The organism is Virgibacillus salinus, from assembly GCF_900102415.1.
GTDB classification, from domain to species: Bacteria; Bacillota; Bacilli; order Bacillales; family Amphibacillaceae; genus Lentibacillus; species Lentibacillus subterraneus.
This window is the reverse complement of the sequence record NZ_FNKD01000002.1, coordinates 674,110-699,442: the sequence shown is the minus strand read 5'-3', so window position 1 is coordinate 699,442 and position 25,333 is coordinate 674,110. Positions and strand designations below refer to the sequence as shown.

General features: G+C 36.2%; 25 protein-coding genes. All 25 read left to right on the top strand.

What is annotated here, in order from left to right:
- Position 1: 1 nt before the first annotated feature.
- The 25 genes from BLS02_RS10355 (at position 2) to rpsO (ending at position 25,160) form a co-directional block, all read left to right on the top strand.
- Positions 2–472 (top strand): chemotaxis protein CheW, encoded by a 471-nt coding sequence (locus BLS02_RS10355; protein ID WP_092492929.1) that lies wholly within the window; start codon positions 2–4, stop codon positions 470–472.
- 4 nt (positions 473–476) lie between these two features.
- On the top strand, positions 477–1,115 hold the full coding sequence (locus tag BLS02_RS10350) for a chemotaxis protein CheC (RefSeq protein ID WP_092492928.1): 639 nt from the start codon (positions 477–479) through the stop codon (positions 1,113–1,115).
- A complete protein-coding gene (locus BLS02_RS10345) occupies positions 1,108–1,605 on the top strand; it encodes a chemotaxis protein CheD (protein WP_092492927.1) in 498 nt (165 codons plus the stop codon). The genes BLS02_RS10350 and BLS02_RS10345 overlap by 8 nt, the downstream gene beginning before the upstream one ends.
- Before the next feature lie 51 nt (positions 1,606–1,656).
- The gene (locus BLS02_RS10340; protein ID WP_092492926.1) at positions 1,657–2,436 is read left to right on the top strand and encodes a FliA/WhiG family RNA polymerase sigma factor; all 780 of its coding nucleotides are present in this window, start codon (positions 1,657–1,659) and stop codon (positions 2,434–2,436) included.
- Between the two features lie 613 nt (positions 2,437–3,049).
- Complete coding sequence (locus tag BLS02_RS10335) at positions 3,050–3,358, top strand: hypothetical protein (RefSeq protein WP_245736102.1); 309 nt, start codon at positions 3,050–3,052, stop codon at positions 3,356–3,358.
- Positions 3,359–3,367: 9 nt separating this feature from the next.
- Complete coding sequence (locus BLS02_RS10330) at positions 3,368–3,787, top strand: DUF6115 domain-containing protein (RefSeq protein ID WP_092492924.1); 420 nt, start codon at positions 3,368–3,370, stop codon at positions 3,785–3,787.
- Between the two features lie 887 nt (positions 3,788–4,674).
- The gene (gene rpsB / locus BLS02_RS10325; RefSeq protein ID WP_092492923.1) at positions 4,675–5,442 is read left to right on the top strand and encodes a 30S ribosomal protein S2; all 768 of its coding nucleotides are present in this window, start codon (positions 4,675–4,677) and stop codon (positions 5,440–5,442) included.
- A 189-nt stretch (positions 5,443–5,631) separates the two neighbouring features.
- The gene (tsf, locus tag BLS02_RS10320; RefSeq protein WP_092492922.1) at positions 5,632–6,516 is read left to right on the top strand and encodes a translation elongation factor Ts; all 885 of its coding nucleotides are present in this window, start codon (positions 5,632–5,634) and stop codon (positions 6,514–6,516) included.
- A 433-nt stretch (positions 6,517–6,949) separates the two neighbouring features.
- Positions 6,950–7,672 carry a UMP kinase gene (gene pyrH / locus BLS02_RS10315; protein WP_092492921.1) on the top strand — a complete coding sequence of 241 codons (723 nt, stop codon included), beginning with the start codon at positions 6,950–6,952 and terminating at the stop codon, positions 7,670–7,672.
- A 2-nt stretch (positions 7,673–7,674) separates the two neighbouring features.
- Entirely contained in the window at positions 7,675–8,232 is a 558-nt protein-coding gene (gene frr / locus BLS02_RS10310; RefSeq protein ID WP_092492920.1) for a ribosome recycling factor, read from the top strand.
- A 373-nt stretch (positions 8,233–8,605) separates the two neighbouring features.
- Positions 8,606–9,370: an isoprenyl transferase gene (locus tag BLS02_RS10305; RefSeq protein WP_092492919.1), complete on the top strand. Its 765-nt coding sequence runs from the start codon at positions 8,606–8,608 to the stop codon at positions 9,368–9,370.
- A gap of 15 nt (positions 9,371–9,385) precedes the next feature.
- Positions 9,386–10,156, top strand: a complete 771-nt coding sequence (locus BLS02_RS10300) for a phosphatidate cytidylyltransferase (protein WP_092492918.1) — start codon at positions 9,386–9,388, stop codon at positions 10,154–10,156.
- Between the two features lie 93 nt (positions 10,157–10,249).
- Positions 10,250–11,509 carry an RIP metalloprotease RseP gene (gene rseP, locus BLS02_RS10295; protein WP_092492917.1) on the top strand — a complete coding sequence of 420 codons (1,260 nt, stop codon included), beginning with the start codon at positions 10,250–10,252 and terminating at the stop codon, positions 11,507–11,509.
- A 98-nt stretch (positions 11,510–11,607) separates the two neighbouring features.
- Entirely contained in the window at positions 11,608–15,900 is a 4,293-nt protein-coding gene (locus tag BLS02_RS10290; RefSeq protein ID WP_092492916.1) for a PolC-type DNA polymerase III, read from the top strand.
- 194 nt (positions 15,901–16,094) lie between these two features.
- A complete protein-coding gene (locus BLS02_RS10285) occupies positions 16,095–16,940 on the top strand; it encodes an STAS domain-containing protein (protein WP_092492915.1) in 846 nt (281 codons plus the stop codon).
- Positions 16,941–17,804: 864 nt separating this feature from the next.
- The gene (rimP, locus tag BLS02_RS10280; protein WP_092492914.1) at positions 17,805–18,275 is read left to right on the top strand and encodes a ribosome maturation factor RimP; all 471 of its coding nucleotides are present in this window, start codon (positions 17,805–17,807) and stop codon (positions 18,273–18,275) included.
- 14 nt (positions 18,276–18,289) lie between these two features.
- Positions 18,290–19,396 (top strand): transcription termination factor NusA, encoded by a 1,107-nt coding sequence (gene nusA / locus BLS02_RS10275; RefSeq protein WP_092492913.1) that lies wholly within the window; start codon positions 18,290–18,292, stop codon positions 19,394–19,396.
- Positions 19,397–19,410: 14 nt separating this feature from the next.
- Positions 19,411–19,692 (top strand): RNase P modulator RnpM, encoded by a 282-nt coding sequence (rnpM, locus tag BLS02_RS10270; protein ID WP_092492912.1) that lies wholly within the window; start codon positions 19,411–19,413, stop codon positions 19,690–19,692.
- Positions 19,682–19,981 carry a YlxQ family RNA-binding protein gene (locus BLS02_RS10265; protein WP_092492911.1) on the top strand — a complete coding sequence of 100 codons (300 nt, stop codon included), beginning with the start codon at positions 19,682–19,684 and terminating at the stop codon, positions 19,979–19,981. The genes rnpM and BLS02_RS10265 overlap by 11 nt, the downstream gene beginning before the upstream one ends.
- Positions 19,982–20,001: 20 nt before the next feature.
- Positions 20,002–22,152 carry a translation initiation factor IF-2 gene (gene infB, locus BLS02_RS10260; protein WP_092492910.1) on the top strand — a complete coding sequence of 717 codons (2,151 nt, stop codon included), beginning with the start codon at positions 20,002–20,004 and terminating at the stop codon, positions 22,150–22,152.
- The gene (locus BLS02_RS10255; RefSeq protein ID WP_092492909.1) at positions 22,149–22,427 is read left to right on the top strand and encodes a DUF503 domain-containing protein; all 279 of its coding nucleotides are present in this window, start codon (positions 22,149–22,151) and stop codon (positions 22,425–22,427) included. The genes infB and BLS02_RS10255 overlap by 4 nt, the downstream gene beginning before the upstream one ends.
- A 38-nt stretch (positions 22,428–22,465) precedes the next feature.
- A complete protein-coding gene (gene rbfA / locus BLS02_RS10250) occupies positions 22,466–22,813 on the top strand; it encodes a 30S ribosome-binding factor RbfA (protein ID WP_092492908.1) in 348 nt (115 codons plus the stop codon).
- 87 nt (positions 22,814–22,900) lie between these two features.
- Complete coding sequence (truB, locus tag BLS02_RS10245) at positions 22,901–23,794, top strand: tRNA pseudouridine(55) synthase TruB (RefSeq protein ID WP_092492907.1); 894 nt, start codon at positions 22,901–22,903, stop codon at positions 23,792–23,794.
- Positions 23,795–23,814: 20 nt separating this feature from the next.
- Positions 23,815–24,753 carry a riboflavin biosynthesis protein RibF gene (gene ribF, locus BLS02_RS10240; RefSeq protein WP_092492906.1) on the top strand — a complete coding sequence of 313 codons (939 nt, stop codon included), beginning with the start codon at positions 23,815–23,817 and terminating at the stop codon, positions 24,751–24,753.
- Between the two features lie 137 nt (positions 24,754–24,890).
- On the top strand, positions 24,891–25,160 hold the full coding sequence (rpsO, locus tag BLS02_RS10235; protein ID WP_092492905.1) for a 30S ribosomal protein S15: 270 nt from the start codon (positions 24,891–24,893) through the stop codon (positions 25,158–25,160).
- The last annotated feature ends 173 nt before the right edge of the window (positions 25,161–25,333 follow it).

Below are 25,333 nucleotides of genomic sequence, written 5' to 3'. Positions count from 1 at the left end.
AATGAACAATGAGACAATTGTTGATCGTAAGGTAATTATTTTTCAATTAAATGATGAAGAATATGCTGTATCAGTACAGCAAGTAGGTTCAATTGAGCGAATCCAACCGATAACAAGAGTTCCACAAACTGCTGATTTCGTTAAAGGGGTTATTAATTTACGTGGGGTCGTTACACCGATAATCGATCTTAGAATCCGCTTTGGGTTAAAGGAAACTGAGTTCACAGAATCCAGTCGGATCATCATTGTTTACCTTGATGAAATGGAGGTAGGTCTGATTGTTGATGCTGCAAACGATGTAATTGATATTCCAGAAGACACGATTGAACCAGCGCCAGAGGTAATAGGGTCAGTAGATATTGATTATATTGACGGTGTTGCAAAACTTGATAATCGTTTACTAATACTGCTCAATTTACGAAAGGTTTTAACTAAAGAGGAAATAAACGAGTTAAAATCAGTGGAAGGTTAATAGGATGGAAGATATAAGTCGTCTTTCAACAGTACAAATGGATGTGTTACGGGAAATAGGAAATATTGGTGCTGGAAATGCAGCTACATCTATGTCGAAATTAATTAATAAAAAAATTGATATGCAGGTTCCTTCTGTGAATGTTGTGGCGTTCGATGAAGTGATGGAGATGATAGGTGGTCCAGAAACGCCCATCGTTGGAATTATGATACACATTTCGGGTGAGGCTACAGGAAAAGTTTATTTTATTCTAAGTATTGAGGAAGCTGAATCATTGGTAAAAAGTATTACCAATGAACATGACTTTAATTTATTAAGTGATAAAGAACCAAATGAATTGGTACTTTCTGCATTAAAAGAAACAGGCAATATACTAACTGGATCCTATATTACTGCCCTATCTGATTTCACAAGCCTTCAGATGCAACCATCAGTACCATATTTAAGTATTGATATGGCTGGAGCTGTATTGACAGTTGGCTTAATTGAAGTATCACAAGTTACTGATTATGCCATAATTATTGATACCAAAATTAATGATAGTGAATCTGCTGATGGGATACATGGTAATTTCTTTTTTCTGCCAGATCCGGAAGCGTTTCCTAAAATATTTAAAGTATTGGGAATTGAAAATAATGGATGATACACAAATAGTGGTAAAGGTTAGAATTGCTGATTTGAATATTGTAAAAGCACCACATCTAATACGCACATCAGGCCTTGGATCATGTGTAGGTGTAGTTTTATATGACTTATCACGTAAAGTTGCAGGATTAGCACATGTGATGTTGCCGGACTCTAACCTTGCGAAACAGTTAAATATGAATGAATTTAAATATGCCAATACTGCTATAGACTATTTAATTAAAGAATTATGCACAAATGGTGCGAGAAAATATGCTTTACAAGCTAAGTTAGCCGGTGGTGCACAAATGTTTCAATTTGAATCATCTAATGATTTAATGCGGATTGGTCCAAGAAATGTACAAGCTATCCAAGAGAAGCTAAGACAATATGGAATACCAGTTGTAGCTATGGATGTTGGTGGTAACAGTGGCAGAACAATTGATTTTGACCCTGCCACAGGTAACTTGAAAATACGTACAGTAAATAAAGGTGAATTGGTCATATAGCATAAAATTAGAAGTCCCCATTTACTATAAATAAAAGGGAGGAGCAATCAAATGACAACTAATAAATCTCCTCTAGAGCAAAAACTGTGGAAAAACTGGCTAGAAAACAAAGATAATGAAGCCGCAAATGAATTAATTGAAAATTATATGTATCTAGTAACCTTTCACGTCGAAAGAGTTTCGAGTCACCTGCCAAGTAATGTTAATAAAGATGACTTGAAGAGCTTTGGATTGATGGGCTTATTTGATGCGTTAAATAAATTTGAACACAATCGTAATCTTAAATTTGATACATACGCATCGTTTCGTATACGTGGTGCTATTATTGATGGGCTAAGAAAGGAAGATTGGCTACCAAGATCCATTAGAGAAAAGACTAAAAGAATTGAGAAAGTGTCCCAGGAGTTGGAGCAAAGTTATCAGCGTATTCCAACTGCTGATGAGATCGCTGCTAAGTTAGAAATACCTGTACATGAAGTGGAAGAATTGGTAAAAGACTCCCTTTTTGCAAACATATTGTCAATTGAAGAAAAACCTAAAGATAATTCAGCAGAACATAAAGAGGGTATTGGTTATACCATACCTGATGAATCTTCCATTTCACCAGATGATCATATGCTTCAAACAGAAATAAAACAGGAACTAACAGAAAGTATTAAACTGTTAAATGAAAATGAACAGATGGTTGTTAGTTTATTTTATCATCAGGAACTCACTTTAACAGAGATAGGGCAAGTCTTGGAATTGACGACTTCCCGTATATCGCAAATTCACAGAAAAGCTATTTTCAAATTAAAAAACACAATTAATAAAATGCAATCTACCCAATAAACAAGAGAGTAAAATTTTAGAATTCCTGGTCCTTATGGGTCAAGAAGATTAAAAACGTGAGCAATGTTCGTTATCGGACCGAGAAACACGCAGAAAGTTTGGAACAAAGGTAGGTAAATGCACCCTCGCCAGCAGTGGAAATATACCTATGGAAAGTGTGTATATTTCCACCGTGGCGCTAAGAAAAATCAACCAACAGGGAAGATCGTTTTTTAAGAACATGAATTACATAGCACAACATCAATGCAAAATGACAAGTCTTTTATCAAAGAGGTAATATAATTGATGGTTCTTTCTCTGCTGGTAAGTTAGTAGAAGCAAAGCATACCAAACAGAAATTATACTTGGTGTTAACAAAAAGGTAGTTGATCATGAGAAAAAATTATTGGCACAAAAAGAGGAATTACAAGCAACACTATCGAAATAAAAGACAATTGAGAATAAATCAATAGATGAATTCCTTCTGATTATATGAGGTCAAGTTAATTCAAGTAAAATTATTACTTTTGGAAGATATAAACGTAAAAGTGATAGAAATCATCAATATATATATAAATGAAGTTAGGCAATAATGAAATTGTTATGCAAAGTATAAAATAGAAAATTAAGGGAAGTGATTCTGTTGAGCTGGAAATCAATAGAAATGCAGGTGGCGCTTCCAAGGACACAAGATGCAGGAAAACTTCAAGAACAAATGCTGAAACAAAACCAGCACTTTCAAGAGTCGCTTGCGCAAAGTCAATTAAAAGATATTGAACAGAAACGTAAGCGGGTACAAGAGTTTGAAAGCATTAATGACGTTAAAATCAAGGACGAAGATGAACAGGGTGTTAATAATTCAGAAGAACAGAAAGCTAAATCTGAGTATGATGAATTTGCAGAACATCCTTACTTGGGTAAAAAAATTGATTTTAGTGGATAGAGGGATACGATGACATCAATGTTACTTATAATAAGTTTTTTGTTACACTTAGTTGCTTTAGTAGCAATCTTTCAATTGTTCAAACAGCTTCAGCTATTAAAAAAGGATAGTTCACAAGATATTATGGAACTATTGGAAACATATTTAGAGGAAATTAAAGAAGAAAACCGTTTTTTAGAGGAAGAAATTGGGAAAACTAATTCTGAGACCGTTGCTCCATCATCGATAGAATTTGAAGCAGAACAGAAAGAAGAAAAAGTACCTGAATATATCCCTGAGTCTGCTAAAGTTGTAGATGATTCCGAAACTTCAATGCAAGCAAAAATACTACAGCTTTATGATCAAGGATTAAAAGTGGAAGATATCGCACGACGGTTGAACTGTGGAAAAACTGAAGCAGAGCTAATAATAAAACTGCATGGTAAGTAAACCAAGAGAATCACCCTGTCTATCTGACTTATGGATAGGTAGAGCATCTCCATTCTAAAAGTTCGTTGTGAAACAAAATCTGTAAACTGCAACATAATGCGGAAAAACACTTAAGCACTATGATACCCCTGGAAATACACTTCACGAACCTTAGAGCAACGCTCCAGCTTCCTCAGAAGCAAAAACCGCTTCCTGCGGGATCTTCAGCTGTTGCTACGACGAACAGGACGTTCTAGTACCGGCGTTGGTCGCAGAGGTGACCGTTTTTAGCCAGTTTCCTGCAGTAGTCTTCGTGTATTTCCTGCGCTGGATTTTACTCATTATGTCCTATAATTAGCAAAATGTATTTGATGGATTTAATTAAGATCTAAATCATTTAAACGAGCAGTTGGAATTACGAGACACTGCGGAAAGCGAGGCAGACTAAGTACGCCACGTCTTGTGGCAACGTCTGCACTAGCACGTCCTATGCGTCGAAGGCTCGTGGTAAGCTAAGGAGGACACTGTAAAAGCGGCTGCTTGAGAAGATGTCGCCTTGGTACCCTGAGCGGTGAAAGCAGTTGCGTGGGCAGAGAGTCATGTAATATACTGAGAGTTGGATACCTTTAGTCTGTGTTGGAGTTTATATCGCCTGCAATGGTTAAAGAGCGGTATAATTTACGAATAGAACAAAAAAATATTATTGTTTATGAGAAAACTATTAATAAAACTTGATTGCGAATATCTGATATGGTATATTTATTTTTGGTGTAAATACTATGTTCACCGATCGAAAGTGAGCAAGTTAAACAACACACGTTTAGTGATTTGGGTAAATGGTGCCATTTAATGGTCTTTATGCAAAAATGACCTAAGCGGAGGAATAAAACCAATAGGAGGAATTTTTTATGTCAGTAATTTCGATGAAACAATTGTTGGAGGCTGGTGTACATTTCGGTCACCAGACACGCCGTTGGAATCCAAAGATGAAGAAATATATCTTCACAGAGCGTAACGGTATTTATATCATTGACCTTCAAAAAACAGTTAAGAAGGTAGATGAAGCGTACAAATACGTTAAAGAAATCGCATCAAATGGCGGTACAGTTCTTTTTGTAGGTACAAAAAAACAAGCGCAGGACTCAGTTCGTGATGAAGCAACTCGTTCTGGCATGTACTATATTAACCAACGCTGGTTAGGTGGAACATTAACTAATTTCCAAACAATCCGTAAACGTATCAACCGTCTTAAAGATATTGAGCGTATGGAAGAGGATGGTACTTTTGAAGTACTTCCTAAAAAAGAAGTAGTAGACTTATTGAAAGAAAAAGATCGCTTAGTTAAATTTCTAGGTGGAATAAAAGAAATGAAAAAACTTCCAGACGCTATGTTTGTAATCGATCCGCGTAAAGAACGCATTGCGATTGCTGAAGCACATAAATTGAATATTCCGATTATCGGAATGGTCGACACAAATTGTGACCCAGATGAAATTGACTATGTTATCCCAGCGAACGATGATGCAATTCGTGCTGTCAAGCTTTTAACATCTAAAATAGCAGACGCTATTCTAGAAGTGAAGCAAGGCGAAGAAACTGAAGAAGTAGAAGCGCAAGCAAAAGCACAAGCTGAAGAAGCTGTCGCTGTAGACAACGCTGAAACTGATAAAGAGTAGTATTGTAAAAGGTCGGGTGATAAGGGGATAAGCCTTTTATCACCCTTTTTTGCAGCTATGAATGTATAACTACTTTCCTGCTGCATAAGTGCAATTAAGGCTTGCACTTCAAAGTATAAGGGTTTTAAGTAAAATTGACACATAGGTTTTGCAAAAAAATATAGTTTCACATTACAAGGAGGATTTACAATGGACATTACCGCTAAAATGGTTAAAGAACTTCGAGAAAGAACCGGCGCAGGAATGATGGACTGTAAGAAAGCACTTCAAGAAACAGATGGAGACATTGATAAAGCAATAGACTTCTTACGTGAAAAAGGTGTTGCAAAAGCAGCGAAAAAAGCAGACCGCGTTGCTGCTGAAGGGTTAACACATATTGAGATTGATAATAATTCTGCTGTGCTTTTAGAAGTTAACTGCGAAACAGACTTTGTAACTAAAAATGATCAATTTAAACAATTGCTATCTGAACTAGGTAAACATATTGTGAAGCAAAATCCTGAAACAGTTGAAGAAGCTTTACAGCAAAACCTTCATGGTGAAGGTGATAAAGTTGAATCATACATCAACTCTATAATTGCTAAAATTGGAGAAAAGATTTCACTTCGCCGTTTTACACTTTTGAACAAAACGGATAATGATGCGTTTGGTGCTTATCTTCATATGGGAGGCAGTATTGGTGTACTTTCTTTACTTGAAGGAACAACTGATGATGAAGTTGCGAAAGATATAGCTATGCATGCAGCAGCTGTTAGTCCACGTTATGTATCACGTGATGCAGTGTCTGAAGATGAAGTAAACCGTGAGCGCGAGGTATTAAAAACACAGGCTTTAAATGAAGGTAAGCCAGAAAAAATCGTTGAAAAAATGGTTGAGGGTCGTCTAGGTAAATTCTTTGAAGAAATTTGTCTTTTGGAACAAAATTTTGTCAAAGATCCAGATCAAAAAGTAAAGAATTATGTAGCTGATAAAGGTGCTGAAGTGAAAACGTTTGTTCGCTATGAAGTAGGCGAAGGTATGGAAAAACGTGAAGAAAACTTCGCTGAAGAAGTAAAGAGCCAAATGAAAAAATAATAAATTCTAAAAATGGGGAACACGTAACTGTTGTTCCCTATTTCTGGAGTAAGATAGTATAAATCTTTTGCGTTACGTACTTTGGTTACTGTGTAAGCAACATCTGGCTCCAGCACCCAGTGACTAATGGATTTTCTACACCTCCTTATTTTAAGGAATAAATGATGTTCGACTAAAACCACCACATCCTGTGACAATGTCGACCCAACCGCGATGCGTGGGCGCGATTCATACGTCACTAAACGGAAGCTTACGCTTTTGTTCATAGTTAAGATAGTATAAATACTTTCTTACTGCATAAGTACAACTAAGGGGTTCGCCATTAAGGCTTATCGATAAGCCAAGTTTTCTAACTAGTACTAATAGGTACAATACTTGACCTGTACTTAACAAGCATTAATATAAACAATATTATATTTCTATGGAGGTAATTATGACAACAGCTCAGTACCGTAGAATTGTGTTAAAATTAAGTGGAGAGGCTTTAAGCGGAAAAGAAGGCTATGGAATAGAACCACAGGTAATTCAATCTATTGCCGCGCAAGTGAAAGAAGTAGCAGAATTAGGTGTAGAGGTAGCAATTGTAGTTGGTGGAGGAAATATCTGGCGTGGTAAAGTCGGTAGTGAAATGGGAATGGATCGTGCGACAGCTGATTATATGGGGATGCTGGCTACAATTATGAATTCTCTAGCACTTCAGGATAGCCTAGAAAATAATGGGATTCAGACCCGCGTCCAAACGTCTATTGAAATGCGACAAGTGGCTGAACCATATATAAGAAGAAAAGCAATTCGCCATCTCGAAAAGAAACGTGTTGTCATTTTTGCAGCAGGGACTGGAAATCCATTTTTCTCAACTGATACTACAGCAGCGTTACGGGCAGCAGAAATCGAAGCAGAAGTTATTTTAATGGCAAAAAATAATGTTGATGGAGTATATTCTGATGATCCAAAAGTTAATAAAAAAGCAGAAAAGTATACGGAGATATCATATTTGGAAATGCTAAATGAAGGTCTCGGTGTAATGGACTCTACAGCATCATCATTATGTATGGATAATGATATTCCACTAATTGTATTCTCAATTACCGAAGAAGGTAATATTAAAAGAGTGGTACAAGGTGAACCAATAGGAACAACAATAAGGGGGAAATAAAGATGTCAGATGTTATATTGAAGGAGACTCGTAGTAAAATGGAGCACGCAGTTCAGGCATTCTCAAAAAGCCTAGCAACAGTACGTGCTGGTCGCGCCAACCCATCGCTTTTGGACAGCATTTATGTTAATTATTATGGTGCGTCAACACCACTTAATCAATTAGCAACTATATCTGCACCAGAAGCTAGATTACTGGTCATTACACCATTTGATAAATCATCGATTGGTGATGTAGAAAAGGCTATACAAAAATCAGATTTAGGGTTGTCACCTTCAAATGATGGGAATGTTATCCGTATAAATATACCATCTCTAACAGAAGAACGTCGTAAGGATTTAGTTAAAGTCGTTGGAAAATACGCCGAAGAGGGACGTGTACAGGTAAGGAATATTCGTCGTGAATCGAATGATCAACTAAAAAAAGCTGAGAAAAATAATGATCTAACTGAAGATGAACTCAAAAGTGCACAAGATGATGTGCAAAAAGAAACAAATAATCATATTGATAAGATTGATCAGCTAGCAAAAGGCAAGGAAAAGGAAATTCTTGAGGTTTAAATATATGGTGAGTCAAATAAGAAGCTTTAGCCCTCTTGTTTAAGAGGGCTTTTATTTCCAGTTCAAGCGTATTAAAATAGTAAAGCTAGATCATTGATCATATAAATGTTATAAATGGTTTTTCCTTAAAATATAAGCAAAACTATCCTTTCTAAATATAGGTATAAGGCAGGTTTTTCTTATATTTTAATGAAATTCTTATAAAAATTTAATCATTATAATGCTATAATGGTGATTCATCCTAATAATATGAAATGATTTAATGTATCTAATATCGTTGGAACCAGGCGACAGGATGAGTTTTCTAATCCTTCATATTGATTATATTTAAAAGGGTTGTATAAGGATAATCAACCATATCGGAGGACAAATTATGTCAATGAAGCTTCCTTTTTTAAAAAATAAACAACAAAAAGATTTAAGTGAAGAGAACGATCTTGATAATATACCAAATCATGTTGCTATCATAATGGATGGTAATGGACGATGGGCAAAAAAAAGAGGGTTACCCCGGATAGCTGGACATAAAGAAGGAATGAATGTTGTAAAAGAAATCGTCAAAGCAGCAAGAAATTCTAATGTACAGATTCTGACATTATATGCTTTTTCCACAGAAAACTGGAAACGGCCCAAATCTGAAGTTGACTTTTTAATGAAATTGCCTAAAGAGTTTCTACATATATATTTGCCGGAGCTTATGGAAAATAAAGTGAGAATTAATACGATAGGTGATTTTGATGCCCTTCCTGATCATACCAAAGAAGCTATACATTATGCGAAAGAGAAGACAAAAAATAATGATGGCTTATTATTAAATTTTGCTTTAAACTATGGTAGTAGATTCGAAATCATGCGAGCCATCAAACAAGTTATGACAGATATTGATGGCTCAAAACTATCGATTGACAATTTAGACGAAAACACATTCTCAGAGTATCTATATACGAAAGATTTAACAGACCCTGATTTATTGATAAGAACAAGTGGTGAACAACGATTAAGTAATTTTCTATTGTGGCAGGTAGCTTATTCAGAATTTTGGTTTACAGACGTTTTATGGCCAGATTTTTCAGAAGAAATATTTAAAAATGCCCTCCATGATTATCAACAGCGAAAAAGAAGATATGGAGGTATTTAAGGTGTTGAATCAAACATGAAACAGCGAATTCAAACAGCAATCTTAGCAATTATAGTATTTTTGCCATTTGTTCTAATTGGGGGAAGACCCTTTGAAATATTTGTCTATATACTTGCGACAATTGGTTTAGTAGAGTTAATGCGAATGCGTGAAATTGGTAAATACTCTTTACCTGCGATTTTAGCAATTGCATTATTGTGGCTTGTTTTAGGTTCTATTCCTATATTATGGGTTACAAAATCTGAAGTAATTATGTTGTTTGTTTTATTACTACTGTCATATACTGTACTAGTTAAGAATAAATTTACTTTTGACGAGGCTGGTTTTATTCTTTTATCAACTATTTATATTGGGATGGGATTCTTTTACCTGATTGAAACACGGCAAGATGGTTTAATTTACTTATTTTATGTGTTACTTGTTATTTGGTCGACAGATACTGGTGCATATTTTACTGGCAAAGCTATTGGCAAGAGAAAACTTTGGCCGGAAATAAGCCCTAACAAAACAATTGAAGGAGCAGCAGGTGGTATTGCCCTTGCCATAATCGTCGCAATCATTTTCTTCCTTATAGAACCATTTTCTGACTCATTATTTTTGGTTATTGGTGTTACAATTTTAGTATCCATTTTTGGACAAATTGGAGATTTGGTTGAGTCTGCGTTTAAGCGTCATTATGATGTGAAAGATTCTGGTAACTTACTCCCAGGACACGGAGGGATATTGGATAGGCTAGATAGCTTATTGTTTGTTTTACCGATATTACACTTTATCCATTTTATATAAAAGTAACAACTTAACAAAACGTTAAGTTAAGAGTGAATTAAAATAACAAGAAGTCAATAGTTATTCCTAATCAGATAAAGGAAGGTGCTTCTTTTGAACACTGTAATCGCGTTTATTTTTATGTTCGGTCTGCTTGTGTTTATTCATGAGTTTGGCCATTTAATATTTGCAAAAAGAGCTGGAATGCTTGCTCGTGAATTTGCCATTGGGTTTGGGCCAAAAGTTTTTGCATTTACAAAGAATGAAACAGTTTATACCATTCGCTTATTACCTATTGGTGGATATGTTCGAGTGGCTGGCGAAGATCCAGAGATTGTTGAGCTTAAGCCTGGGCAGCATATAGGATTAGAATTTAATGAAAGTGGAAAGGTCAGTAAGATTATCGTTAATAACAAATCGAAGCATCCTAATGCACGTGTTATTGAGGTGGAAAATGCTGATTTAGATCATAAATTGCTTATCGAAGGCTATGAAATTGATGAAGAAGATCAAAAATTAAGTTTTGAAGTAGATCGTAAAGCATTTTATGTTATGGATGAAAAGGAAACACAAATTGCTCCATATGATCGACAGTTTGCTTCAAAGAGTGTAGGTAAGCGGGCTATGCAATTGTTTGCCGGTCCAATGATGAATTTTATGTTGGCTATAGTCATTTTCTTTATTGTTGGACTTATTCAGGGTGTTCCAGTCGATAGAGCACTAGTTTCTGGGATACAACCGGATAGCCCTGCAGAAGAAGCTGGTCTTCAAGAAGGAGACGAAATTGTTCGGATTGAAGGCAATTCAGTCTCAACTTGGGATGAATTTACGGAAATAGTTCAGAACAATCCTGAAAATGAACTCAGCATGACAGTGCAACGTAATGGTGAAACTGAACCAATTTCAGTAACCCCTAAAAAGCTTGAAACTCAAGGCATGACAATTGGACAAGTAGGAGTCCAGCGGGCTTTTGAAAAATCACTTACTGGCACAGTTAAGTATGGATTTACCCGAACATATGATACAACTAAATTGATCTTGACTAACCTCGGGATGCTAGTCACCGGTCAGTTACCGATTGAAACATTATCGGGACCAGTTGGGATATATGACGCAACAGATCAGTTTGTTAAGGCAGGAATTATGACTTTCCTAATGTGGACTGCTATTTTAAGTATAAACTTAGGGATCGTGAACCTAGTTCCCTTGCCGGCACTCGATGGTGGCAGGCTACTATTTGTTGCACTTGAAGCGGTTAGAGGCAAGCCAATAGATCCGCAAAAAGAAGGTATTGTTCATTTTATTGGCTTTGCTTTACTGATGCTCTTAATGATTGTTGTGACATGGAATGATATCCAGCGATTATTTTTATAAAGTTTGATTTATGCTTAAGAACAGTTGAAAACCCTTGTCCAAATGGCAAGGGTTTTCCATCATTATAGTTCCACAACTATAATCAGGAGGAAAACATGATGGATATTTCAAAAAGAGAGAAAATGGTTCTATTATTAAAACAGTTGGAAATACCTGATGATTATCTGGAATCTTATTTTGGGGAAAGTCAGTTAATTAAACTTGAAGTACACAAACAGATAAAAAGCTGGCATTTTCATATTAGTGTCAAGCAGTTATTGCCAATGAATATTTATACATTACTTCTTACAAAATTACATGAAACATTTCAGCAATTTGCTCAAATTGACCTGACATTGTACGCAGAGGATAAGGACTGTGATGACCAGACTATTTGTGATTATTGGCAGTCTTTTCTTCAATCTATTTCCAATTTATCACCTGCTTATAAAGATTTAGTACATAACCAGGTGCCTCGGGTTGAGAATAATAAAATTATGTTAACTGCAAGGAATGAAGCAGAAGGCAACGCACTGAAAAAACGTTTGGAAGATCCATTTCGTGATTATTGCAAAAAGATTGGAACAAATCCATACTCTCTTGTGATTGATGTTAAAACTGAAATGGCTGAATTGAAAAAGTTCAGAGAAAAAACAGCCTTGGAAGACCAGGAAATGGTTTTAAAGACTGTTCAGGAAAAAGAAAAACGTGATCAAGACAGACAGAAAAACGAGCAGAATAAACCACTAATGCTTGGTTATAAAATTCAGGATGATCCATTGCAAATGGAAGAAATTCAGGACGAGGAACGTCGTGTCACTGTACAGGGTTATGTTTTCGCTACAGATATTCGTCAGTTACGTTCCGGAAGAAGTTTATTAATTATTAAAGCAACAGATTATACGGACTCATTACAAATAAAGATGTTTTCAAAAGGTGATGAGGATGCCGAGAAATTTGAACATGTAAAATCGGGCATTTGGATTAAAGCAAGAGGCAGTATTCAAACTGATATGTTCACAAATGAATTGGCAATGATGGCTACTGATATTCATGAAGTGAAAGTAAAAACTCGAAAAGATACAGCACCTGAAGACGAGAAGCGAGTCGAGTTACACGCACATACGACAATGAGCCAAATGGATGCAGTGGTATCACCTTCAGCCCTAATAAATCAAGCTGCAACTTGGGGTCATAAAGCAATTGCCATTACCGATCATGCAGGTGTGCAAGGGTACCCCGAAGCCCACGCTGCTGGACAAAAACATGGAATTAAAATTCTCTATGGTGTGGAAGCGAATGTTGTTGATGATGGTGTGCCAATTGCTTATAACGAACATGATGTTGATTTAGAAAATGGTACTTATATTGTCTTTGACGTAGAGACGACAGGTCTTTCAGCGGTATATGACACAATCATTGAACTTGCTGGTGTTAAGATTTATCAGGGAGAGGTTATTGATCGATTTGAATCATTCGCTAATCCTCATCATCCATTGTCGCAAACAACAACAGATTTAACCGGAATAACAGATGATATGGTGAATAACGCACCTGAAATTGATGACGTCCTAAAGGACTTTTATGAATGGATGGAAGATGGCATTCTTGTTGCACATAATGCCAGTTTCGACATTGGTTTTTTAAATCAGGGATTTAAAAAAATTGAATATAAAAAAGTTGAAAATCCGGTTATTGATACGCTTGAGCTTTCGCGATTTTTATTTCCGGAATTAAAAAATCATCGGCTAAATACTATGTGTAAACACTTGGATATCGAATTAACGCAGCATCACCGCGCTATTTATGATGCAGAGGCAACTGGCTATTTACTATGGAAGTTAGTTCAAGGACTTTTGAATAAAGATATTACAAATCACAATAAGTTAAATGATCACATGGGAGAAGGTAATGCTTACCAGCGTTCTCGACCATTTCATTGTACACTGGTAGCTAAAACACAAGAAGGTTTGAAGAATCTATACAAGCTAGTCTCATATGCTCATATTGATTATTTCTACCGTGTTCCACGAATTCCTAGATCATTATTGCAAAAGCTACGAAACGGAATTTTAGTTGGGTCTGCATGTGATAAAGGTGAAGTATTTGAAACGATGATGCAAAAATCAGCGGATGAAGCAGAAAAAGCAGCAGAATTTTATGATTATATCGAGGTACAGCCGCCAGCCAACTATGCACATCTGATTGAAAAGGATCTTGTTCAGAATGAGGCTCAAATCCTGGATATCATTAGTAAATTAGTAGACTTAGGTAATCGTGTGAATAAAAATGTAGTAGCAACGGGAAATACACATTATATTGACGAACACGATAAACTTTATCGTCAAATATTAATTGCTTCTCAAGCTGGTAATCCATTAAACAGACAAACGTTACCAGATACACCTTTTCGTACAACAAATGAGATGATAGATAGTTTTAATTTTTTAGGGGAAGAAAAGGCACACGAAATTGTTGTAACAAATACCAATAATTTGGCAGACGAAATAGAAGAACTTTCTCCTGTTAAGGATGGACTTTATACACCAACAATTGAAGGTGCAGACCAAGAGATGCGTGACCTTTGCTATAATCGCGCAAAACATATTTATGGTGAACCTGTACCACAAATTGTTGTCGAACGACTGGAAAAAGAGCTATCAAGTATTATTGGACATGGATTTGCAGTAATTTATCTAATATCACACAAGCTAGTGAAAAAATCATTGGACGATGGATATCTTGTAGGTTCTCGAGGGTCTGTTGGTTCTTCTTTAGTAGCAACCATGACTGAAATAACCGAAGTAAACCCTTTACCACCTCATTATGTCTGTATGGAATGTCATCATCATGAATTCATAACTGATGGATCTGTAGGAAGCGGGTTTGATTTAGCTGATAAAAACTGTCCAAATTGCGCCAATCCTCTTACAAAAGATGGACAAGATATTCCCTTTGAAACATTTCTTGGGTTTAAAGGCGATAAAGTTCCCGATATAGATCTTAACTTTTCAGGCACATACCAGCCAAGAGCGCATAATTACACCAAAGAATTATTTGGAGAAGATAATGTCTATCGTGCTGGAACAATTGGAACTATTGCTGATAAAACAGCGTATGGCTATGTGAAAGGCTATGCTTCAGATAAACAGTTAGTTTACAAGAATGCTGAGGTTGATCGACTTGTTCAAGGCTGTACCGGGGTTAAACGAACAACTGGTCAGCATCCAGGTGGAATTATAGTTGTACCTGATGATAAAGAAATATATGATTTTACACCGATTCAATTTCCGGCTGATGACCGAAAAAGTGAATGGAAAACAACACACTTTGATTTTCATTCCATTCATGATAACTTGCTTAAACTTGATATACTAGGGCACGATGATCCTACAGTAATTCGAATGCTACAGGATTTAAGTGGAATTGATCCAAAAACAATTCCAACTGATGATGCTGAAGTGATGAAAATATTTTCCGGACCGGAATCACTAGGAGTAAAACCGGAGCAAATTAATTGTAAAACGGGTACATTAGGCGTACCTGAGTTTGGTACAAAATTTGTTCGTCAGATGCTGGAGGATACTAAACCAAGTACATTTGCTGAACTAGTAATGATATCTGGTCTTTCACACGGTACAGATGTGTGGCTAGGCAATGCTCAGGAGTTAATTAATGATGGAATATGTGAATTGGCTGATGTCATAGGGTGTCGTGATGATATTATGGTATATCTAATGCACAAGGGTCTAGAAGCATCACTTGCCTTTAAAATTATGGAGTTTGTCCGAAAAGGCAAAGGGTTACAGGATGATTGGATCCAAGAAATGAAAAAAAACGGGGTTCCTGATTGGTATATAGAATCATGTAAAAAGATTAAATATATGTTTCCAAAAGCACACGCTGCAGCATATGTTCTAATGGCAGTTCGAATTGCTTATTTTAAAGTACATTATCCAATATACTTTTATGCTGCTTATTTCTCTGTCAGAGCAGGTGATTTTGAATTAGATACAATGGTTAAAGGGAGTGACGCGGTAAGACAGCGTATTGAAGGTATCGTGGCTAAAGGTAATGATGCGACACCGAAAGAAAAGAACCTGTCTACTGTTTTAGAAGTGGTACTTGAGATGATTGAGCGTGGTTTTTCTTTCCAAAAAGTTGATTTATATAAGTCTACTGCTTCTGAGTTTATAGTGGACGGTAACACGTTGGTCCCACCATTTAACGCTGTTGATGGACTGGGTACTAACGCAGCTATTAATATTGTTAAAGTACGAGAAGATGGGGAATTTCTTTCTAAAGAAGATCTTCGACAACGTAGTAAAATTTCTAAAACGGTTCTAGAGTATCTTGATAATCATGGTTGTTTAGAAGGAATGGCAGAAAAGAATCAACTGTCATTATTTTAACATCCACGGCTAATCAAGTTATTATCAGAACACTTAAATGGTACTTTAATATAGATTTTTTGCTATAATAAATGGAAATCAAGTGAAATTAATTAAGTCAACGTTTAGGAATAGATTCAGATGTTTCATCTCATCAGTAGGGGAGTAAATTATTTGACATTAGATAAAAGAACTTAAATAGGGGAGTGGATACTATGGAGTTAGCATATGAAGAAGGACAACCAATCCGCCAATTTTTGATTGATAACAGACAGGTTTTTGAAGATCAACTTCTAACAGAAGCAAAAACTGTTCGGGATAAGATTGAAGAAATTCAATTGATTGGAAATATTAATTTATTAGAGAATGCCCATAAGTTAGTTTTATTCGTAGTTGATGAGAAACAAGATGAAGTAGTGAACTTTGCACGGCAAGAAGGTATTGTGTGGGCAAAACATTCCCTGACATTAGCGTTAAAAATTGAATGGATTCAAGCAATTCGCAGAACATTATGGGATTTTCTTTATCAATATGATAAGTTTAACGAAAAAGTCAGTAGCCGTGAAGAATTTTACAATATGGAGAGTAGGATAAACGATTTAATTGATAAGTTTCTCAATGGATTCTTTATTAACTATTCCTCGTTTAAGGATAAGCTAATTGAGGATCAGCGTAAATTAGTAGAGAACTTATCCGCTCCAATTATTCCGATAACTTCAAAGATTAGCATCTTGCCGATTATAGGAACGATGGATAGATATCGCGCAACTATAATTGAAGAAAAAGTATTGCTTGAAATCGGGCAGAGGCATGTACAAAAATTAATAATGGATTTTTCCGGAATAGCTGAGATGGAAACAGAAGTTATGCAATTATTTCTTAAATTACTAGATGGTATTTCCATGATGGGATGTGAAGCAGTGATTACTGGATTACGTCCTGATATAGTTAGAAATATGGTCGACCTTGAAGTAGAATTTGGTCAACATTTTGAAACAAAAGGCTCGTTGCAGCAAGCACTGGATGGTTATCTGCATTCGGACGATAAGATTTTAAATTAGTTGATTTTAAATGATTGTTGTTTTATGGAAGTAATGAATTCATAACGCAGTTGATATAAACTGCGAAGTACTTTTTAAAAAGTTTGAGTGCTATTAAGCCGCTCTGGAAATACACTTCGCGCACCTACGTCGCTGCGTAGTCTCATCTAGGCCTCAGCTCCCACAGGAGACTACGTGTATTTCCTCTGCTGTTGACTGGAGTAGGAATCGCTATAAAATAAATGTGTGACAGCTACACTAGTCCGGGTGCGGAGGGCGGTGACTCCTGCGGGAATAGCACGTGTCTGAAGTCCCCGCAGTGCAACTAAATGAAGGCCGACTAAACCGTCCTTTGCGGACAACGTCGGCATACCCCCTTGCCGGGGAAAGGGGGCTGAGGCCGTGCCCTAAGGTGCGCATCCGCCCGTAGCGCCCCCGGACGGCGGGACAGAGTTTATAGAGATTATTCTAGCAGTTAGTTCGCAGATTATATCAACTTCGAAGATTAAAATGCAACAAAACTTACGAAGAGAAATTTTGATTATAATTAACAGCCTAACACTGCATATACTAATCATTTAATATAAAATTAGTAAGAATACGGTATATAATAAAGCAATGGTATAAACAATTATTTACTATTCTTGCAACATCAGTCCCAGTATGATATAGTTTATACTGGTAAGAAATGATACGAACGGTAAAAAGAGTGGGCGAACCCCACTCTTTCTTCATACTACTATCTTTTGCAATTTGCACTTTGACTACATCCCTTGCCACATCTTCCGGCAGGGGTTTTGTATTATTATGGATATTGAGCAAATGAAATGACGTATGATGGTTCATAATAAGGAATATACACAACTGAATAAAGGAGGATATATTTTGAGTTCCAATGTAATTAAAACAACTGAAGAATTGATGCAGCCCATATTACAGGAGAAAGAATTGGAATTAGTTGATGTTGAATATGTGAAAGAAGGGCAGAATTGGTTTCTTCGTGTCTATATTGATAGTGAAGATGGGATTGACATAGCAGACTGCGGAACCGTTTCTGAACAATTAAGTGAAAAGCTGGACGAAGCTGACCCGGTAGAAGAAGCGTATTTTCTGGAAGTTTCCTCACCAGGTGTCGAGCGTCCACTGAAGTCTAAAGGTGACTTTGAAAAAAATGTAAATAATAATGTCTTTGTGAAATTATATGAACCAATTGATGGTCAAAAAGAATACGAAGGTATTTTAACGGAATTCACAGATAATATGGCTACGATTGAATATAAAGTGAAAACCCGTAAAAAGCTAGTTGAAATTCCATTTAATAAAATAGCTAAAGCAAGGTTAGCCGTTACGCTATAAGGGGGAAAATAAAAGTGAGCAGTCAGTTGTTTGAAGCGATTGATTTTCTAGAAAAAGATAAAGGTATTGATAAGGACATTCTAATGGAGGCATTGGAAGCTGCGCTAATATCAGCCTATAAGAAAAACTTTAAATCTGCTACAAATGTGCGGGTAGATATTGATGAACAATCTGGCACAATGCGCGTATTTTCACGCAAAACGGTAGTGGAAGAAATTGAGGATGCACAAGAGGAAATATCATTGGATCAGGCAAACGAAATTGATCCCAATTATGAACTTGAAGATGTTATTGAGGTTGAGGTAACTCCAAAAGACTTCGGACGTATCGCTGCCCAAGCAGCAAAACAAGTGGTTACACAACGTGTAAGGGAAGCTGAACGCGGTGTAATATTTAGCGAGTACGCTGATCGTGAAGAGGATGTCATGACAGGAATTATTCAGCGTAAAGATCCACGGTTTGTTTATGTAAACCTTGGTAAAATTGAGGCTAAGCTTGCTGAGGCGGAACAAATGCCTACTGAAGAATACTATGTGCATGACCGTTTAAAAGTATTTGTAACAAAAGTCGAGAATACGAGTAAAGGTCCTCAAATTTATATTTCAAGGTCACATCCGGGACTATTAAAGCGTCTGTTTGAAATGGAAGTTCCAGAAATTTATGATGGAATTGTTGATATCAAATCTGTAGCAAGAGAAGCAGGGGATCGTTCTAAAATTTCGGTTCATGCAGATGATCCTGAAATCGATGCTGTTGGTTCATGTGTTGGCCAAAAAGGACAACGTGTACAAGTGATTGTCAATGAACTTAAAGGTGAAAAAATTGATGTTGTAGAATGGTCTGAAGACCCTATTGTCTATGTATCAAACGCTTTAAGTCCTTCAAAGGTAGTTGAAGTATTAGTAAATGAAGAAGATAAGGCAACAACAGTAATTGTACCTGACTATCAACTCTCACTAGCTATTGGTAAACGTGGTCAAAATGCTCGTTTAGCAGCAAAATTAACCGGCTGGAAAATTGATATTAAAAGTGAATCAGAAGCTCGTGAAGAAGGGCTTTTAACAGACGACGAAGATACTGATGCTTATTCTGACAATGATGAAGAAGGTTTGTTCGAATAGGGGGAGGTTCTGTAATGGCGCAAAAACGAAAAGTACCAGAACGAAAATGTATAGTGACAAATGAAATGAAACCAAAGAAAGATCTCATTCGTGTTGTCCGAAACAAAGAAGGAGAAGTCTTTGTTGACCCAACCGGCAAAAAAAATGGCCGTGGAGCATATGTGTCGAATGATATAGCTGTTATAGAAAAGGCTGAGAAGGCTGGGATTTTAAGCCGTCAGTTGAATACAAAAATTGAACCATCAATCTATGAAGACCTTAAACAAATAGTTGAAGGAAAGAATAATGAAAAATAATTACTTAAATTTAATTGGCTTAGCCTATAGGGCTAGAAAGTGTTCTTTAGGGGAAGAAACGATTGTGAAAGACATCAAACAAAACAGAGCAAAACTTGTTCTTTTGGCAAACGACATCGGTCCCCAAACACGAAAAAAATTAACGGACAAATGCAAAACATATGAAGTACCATTTTTAATAGTTGATGATAGAGAAACGTTATCAAATGCTATTGGAAAATCACAAAGAGTAGCTGTAGCTATTTTAGATGCAGGATTTGCCACTAAAATTAAATCGTTACTCGGGTAATTAAATTCGGGGGTGGACGTATGAGTAAGATGCGTGTATATGAATATGCAAAACAGAATAAAACGACCAGTAAAGATGTAATTAACTATTTAAAAGAGTTAAATGTTGAGGTTTCCAACCACATGTCGACAATTTCGATTGAAACGATATTAAAGTTGGATGAAAAATTCGGATCAAAAGAAACGGAAAAAACGAAGCAAAAAGAAACACCGAAAAAACCAGCAAATAACAACAATGCAGCAAACCAAACAAAAAAAGAAAATAAACAAACCAGTAATGGGAAGTCTAATAACAACCCAAAATCACATCAAGGTCAACAAAAGAAAAACCAGAATAACCATAACAAAAAGCAGCATGGTAAAAACGCAAAAAGGAACAATCAAGCTCCTAAGCAGCAAAAACCTGTTGTAAAGGAAACGCCGAAACATATTACTTACAGCGAAACATTAACAGTAAGTGATTTGGCAGCTAAGCTTAATAAAGATGCATCTGAAATTATTAAGAAGTTAATGTTCCTTGGTGTAATGGCAACGAAAAACCAGGATCTTGATGATGATGCAGTCGAGCTAATTTGTGCAGAGTATGATGTGGAAGTAGAGAAGGAAATAATCCTAGAAGATACCGATTTTGATAAGTATCGGGAAGAAAATAATGAAGCTGACTTAGTTGAAAGACCTGCAGTTGTAACCATTATGGGACACGTTGACCATGGTAAGACAACATTATTGGATGCAATTCGCCACACAAAAGTAACAGAAGGTGAAGCAGGTGGTATTACCCAGCATATTGGGGCGTACCAAGTACGAAGTGAAGGTAAGAAAGTAACATTTCTTGATACACCAGGACATGCTGCTTTTACCAGTATGCGTTCCCGCGGTGCACAAGTAACCGATATAGCTATATTAGTTGTTGCAGCGGATGATGGTGTAATGCCACAAACGATTGAAGCGATTAACCATGCTAAAGCTGCGGAAGTTCCAATTATTGTAGCAGTTAACAAAATGGATAAAGAAGGCGCTAACCCAGATCGTGTTATGCAGGAGTTAACGGAGTATGAACTCATACCTGAAGACTGGGGCGGTAGTACAATATTTGTTAATTTGTCTGCAGTCAAACATGAAGGAATCGATAGTTTGCTTGAAATGATTCAGCTTGTATCAGAAGTAGAAGAATTAAAAGCAGATCCAAATAACAATGCCTTTGGTACAGTAATAGATGCTCGACTTGACAAAGGAAGAGGATCTGTTGCTACATTGCTAGTGCAAAACGGGACATTACATGTAGGTGATTCTGTTGTTGTCGGAAACACATTTGGACGCGTTCGTGCAATGGTTAGTGACTTGGGGCAACGGATAAATGAAGCTGGTCCATCAACACCAGTTGAAATAACTGGATTAAGCGATGTACCACAAGCCGGCGATCAATTCCTAGTATTTAAGGATGAGAAGAAATCACGTCAAATTGGTGAAGCTCGTCAGCAAAAGCATATTCAGGAAAACCGGACAGAACAAACTAAAGTTAGCATAGATGATTTATTCGATCAGATTAAAGAAGGCGAAATGAAGGATATAAACCTTATAGTCAAGGCAGATGTTCAAGGGTCTGCGGAAGCAATGGCTGCTTCATTGAAAAAGATTGAAGTTGAAGGTGTTAAGATAAAAATCATTCATACTGGTGTAGGTGCTATTACTGAATCAGACATTATTTTAGCATCCGCTTCAAATGCAATTGTAATTGGATTCAATGTACGGCCAGATGCTAACGCGAAAAAGGCTGCAGAATCAGAAAAGGTAGATGTACGTTTACATCGCGTTATTTATAAGGTTATTGAAGAGATAGAATTAGCTATGAAAGGTATGCTTGACCCTGTGTACGAAGAAAAGGTAATAGGTCAAGCAGAAGTTCGTGAAATATTCAAGGTTTCTAAAATTGGAACTATCGCTGGTAGTTATGTAACAGATGGTAAGATTACACGTGACTCGGGAGTACGCATTATTCGTGACGGTGTGGTGCAGTTTGAAGGTGAAATAGATGCCTTAAAACGTTTTAAAGACGATGTCAAAGAAGTTGCGAAAAATTATGAGTGTGGTATTACAATTAAAAAGTTTAATGATATTAAAGAAGGCGACGTAATTGAAGCATTTGTCATGGAGGAGATTGAACGCAAATGATAATTTATGCTGAAGTAGAATGCATTCTCTATGAAGGTCATTCACTTAAGCAAAAACGATCTGTTATCAAAAGTTTAATGGCTAAATTACAAAATGAATTAAATGTAGCAGTAACAGAGTTAGATTATCATGATTTATGGCAACGTACAAAACTTGGAATCGTGACAGTTTCCAATGAAAAAAAACATGCTGAACAGGTTATACAGGAAGGTTTGCGGATTATTGACACATTTAATGAACTGGAACGGACACTTACTGATGTTGAGCATGTATAATCAAATTATCAGGTCGTCAATTTATAGAGGTGATCAAAATGAGTGACATTCGTTCAAATCGTGTCGCAGAGCAAATGAAAAAAGAGTTAGGTGAGCTTTTAAGTAAAAAAATAAAAGATCCACGTGTTGGATTTGTAACAGTCACAGATGTAGATGTAACTGGTGATTTACAACAGGCGAAGATTTTTATATCTGTTCTAGGAGATGAACAAAAGAAACATGATACACTTGTTGGCCTAGCCAAAGCTAAAGGGTTTATCCGTTCCGAAATTGGAAATCGCATCCGTTTACGGAAAACACCCGAAATCACATTTGAATTTGATGAAGCTTTCGAATATGGAAATCGTATTGAAACAATTCTACGTGATTTAAACAAAGACAAGTAATATACAGTGAAATTCAATCTGACCCACAAAATAATGAGTGGGTCAGATTTTTCCATGCACGATACATAAGTCTCAGGAGCTGGTTAGATGAATGGTATATTGCCTTTATGGAAACCAAAAGGAATGACGTCACATGATTGTGTAATAGCAATTAGGAAAAAATTCCATTTAAAGAAAGTAGGACATACAGGAACCCTTGACCCTGAGGTTGAAGGTGTTTTACCTATCTGTATTGGACAGGCAACCAAAATCGTCCCCTATTTGACTGATACTAAAAAGACATATATAGCACAAGTGATGTTAGGTGTTGCTACTGAAACTGAAGATAGTCACGGTGCAATTATCGAGAAATACAAAGTGGTAAATCCGCCATCTAAACAGTCAATTGAAAACGTGTTACAATTGTTTAGGGGAGAAATCACACAAATTCCTCCAATGTATTCAGCTGTTAAAGTAAATGGTAAAAAGCTATATGAATATGCAAGGGCAAATGAACAAGTAGAACGACCACAGCGGAAAGTAATAATTTACCAACTTAACCAAGTGGGAGAGACAGAACATCAAGATAGGTTTACGATTAAGGCAACCTGTTCAAAAGGTACATATATCCGAACATTATGTGTAGATATTGGTAAGAAATTAGGTTACCCAGCACATATGGCACACTTGGTTAGAACAGAAACAGGAATTATTAAAAAGGAAGACACTGTTACATTTTCCGCTATTGATGATGCGATAGAGTTGCAGAACCAAGAAAAGTTATTGATGCCAATTTCAAAAGGTTTAAATCATCTGGAACATATTAATGTTGATGAAAATACCAAAAAGCGAGTGCTGTATGGCCAAAAATTGCCAAAGCCTGATAATGTGTCAAAGACAGATCCTTTTGTAATGATGTTTGATAAACAAGTATTGGCAATTTATCAAATACATCCTGAAAAAACGGATTTAATTAAACCAATTAGAGTTTTTAAAGAGTGAAAAAGAGTAGGTGAAGAGCGTTGCGAACGATTGAATTAACATATCCTCACACATTGATATTAGAAGAGCTACCGGAGACAGTTGCTGCTATAGGTTTTTTTGATGGTATCCACAAAGGTCATCAGAAAGTTATACAAACAGCTGTATCTAAGGCGAAGGAACGTAAAATGGAAAGTGCAGTTATTACCTTTCATCCTCATCCATCTGTTGTATTAAAAAAAGATGCACCACATGTAAGATATATTACGCCTTTAAGAGAGAAGCAAGAGATTCTACAGCAACTGGGTGTAAATCGTCTGTATGTTATTACCTTTAATAAAGAATTAGCATCACTTGAACCACAGCAATTTATTGATCATTTTATTATTGGATTAAAAATTAAACATTTGGTGGCAGGATTTGATTTTTCTTATGGACATAAAGGTCAAGGTAATATGGAACGGATTAAAAACCAAACAAAAGGTTTATTTAATTATACAACAATCGGCAAAGTCGAACTGGATAATGAAAAGGTGAGTTCTTCCAGAATAAGAGAGCTTCTCCAAAATGGTGAACTTGAAAAAGCCAACTACTTGCTAGGACGACCGCTAACTATTCAAGGAATTGTTGTTGAAGGTGATCAGCGCGGAAGAACAATTGGTTACCCAACCGCAAACTTAAGGGTTACTCCCGATACACTATTGCCTAAAGTCGGTGTATATGCAGTAAAAGTGCTTTATAAAAATGAAGTTTATGAAGGAATGGCGAATCTGGGATATAATCCAACTTTTACAGATGACAGAGTTGAACCATCTGTAGAGGTTAATATATTTGATTATAATAATGATTTATATGGTGAAGAACTGCATGTAGAATGGCATAAATTCATTCGAGAAGAGGAAAAATTTAATAGTGTTGAAGAGTTAGTCAATTATATAGATAACGATGAAAAATGTATTCGCAATTACTTTTGCAGTTAACGTTTCTTTGATTTACCACTTGCATTTTCAGCGAAAAAGATGTACGCTTAGAAACGTAAAACCATCGCTTGGCAGATCGTAACTCCGACGTTTGCTAGGGGACTGGGGATATTAATAATTTAATGGAGGTGAGCCAGATGGCTATCACAAAAGAACGTAAGAATGAAATTATTAGTGAACACAAAGTTCACGATAATGACACTGGTTCTCCAGAAGTACAAATTGCTGTACTTACTGAAGAAATCACAACACTGAATGAACATTTACGTGTTCATAAAAAAGATCATCATTCACGTCGTGGTCTTTTGAAAATGGTTGGTAAACGTCGTAACTTACTTAATTACCTACGTAATAACGATGTTACACGCTACCGTCAACTAATTAAAAAACTTGGCCTACGCCGATAAGTATTTTAAAAAGCAGGAGCAATCCTGCTTTTTTTATCAATTCAGAAAGTATAAATTATTATTTTGCTGAATAAATGCAACTTAGGCTTTCGCCATTAGAGCTTGGCGATAAGCCAAGTTTTTTATACTTAATTAATACATAAAATTTACATTTTAGCTTATTAACTATAAAA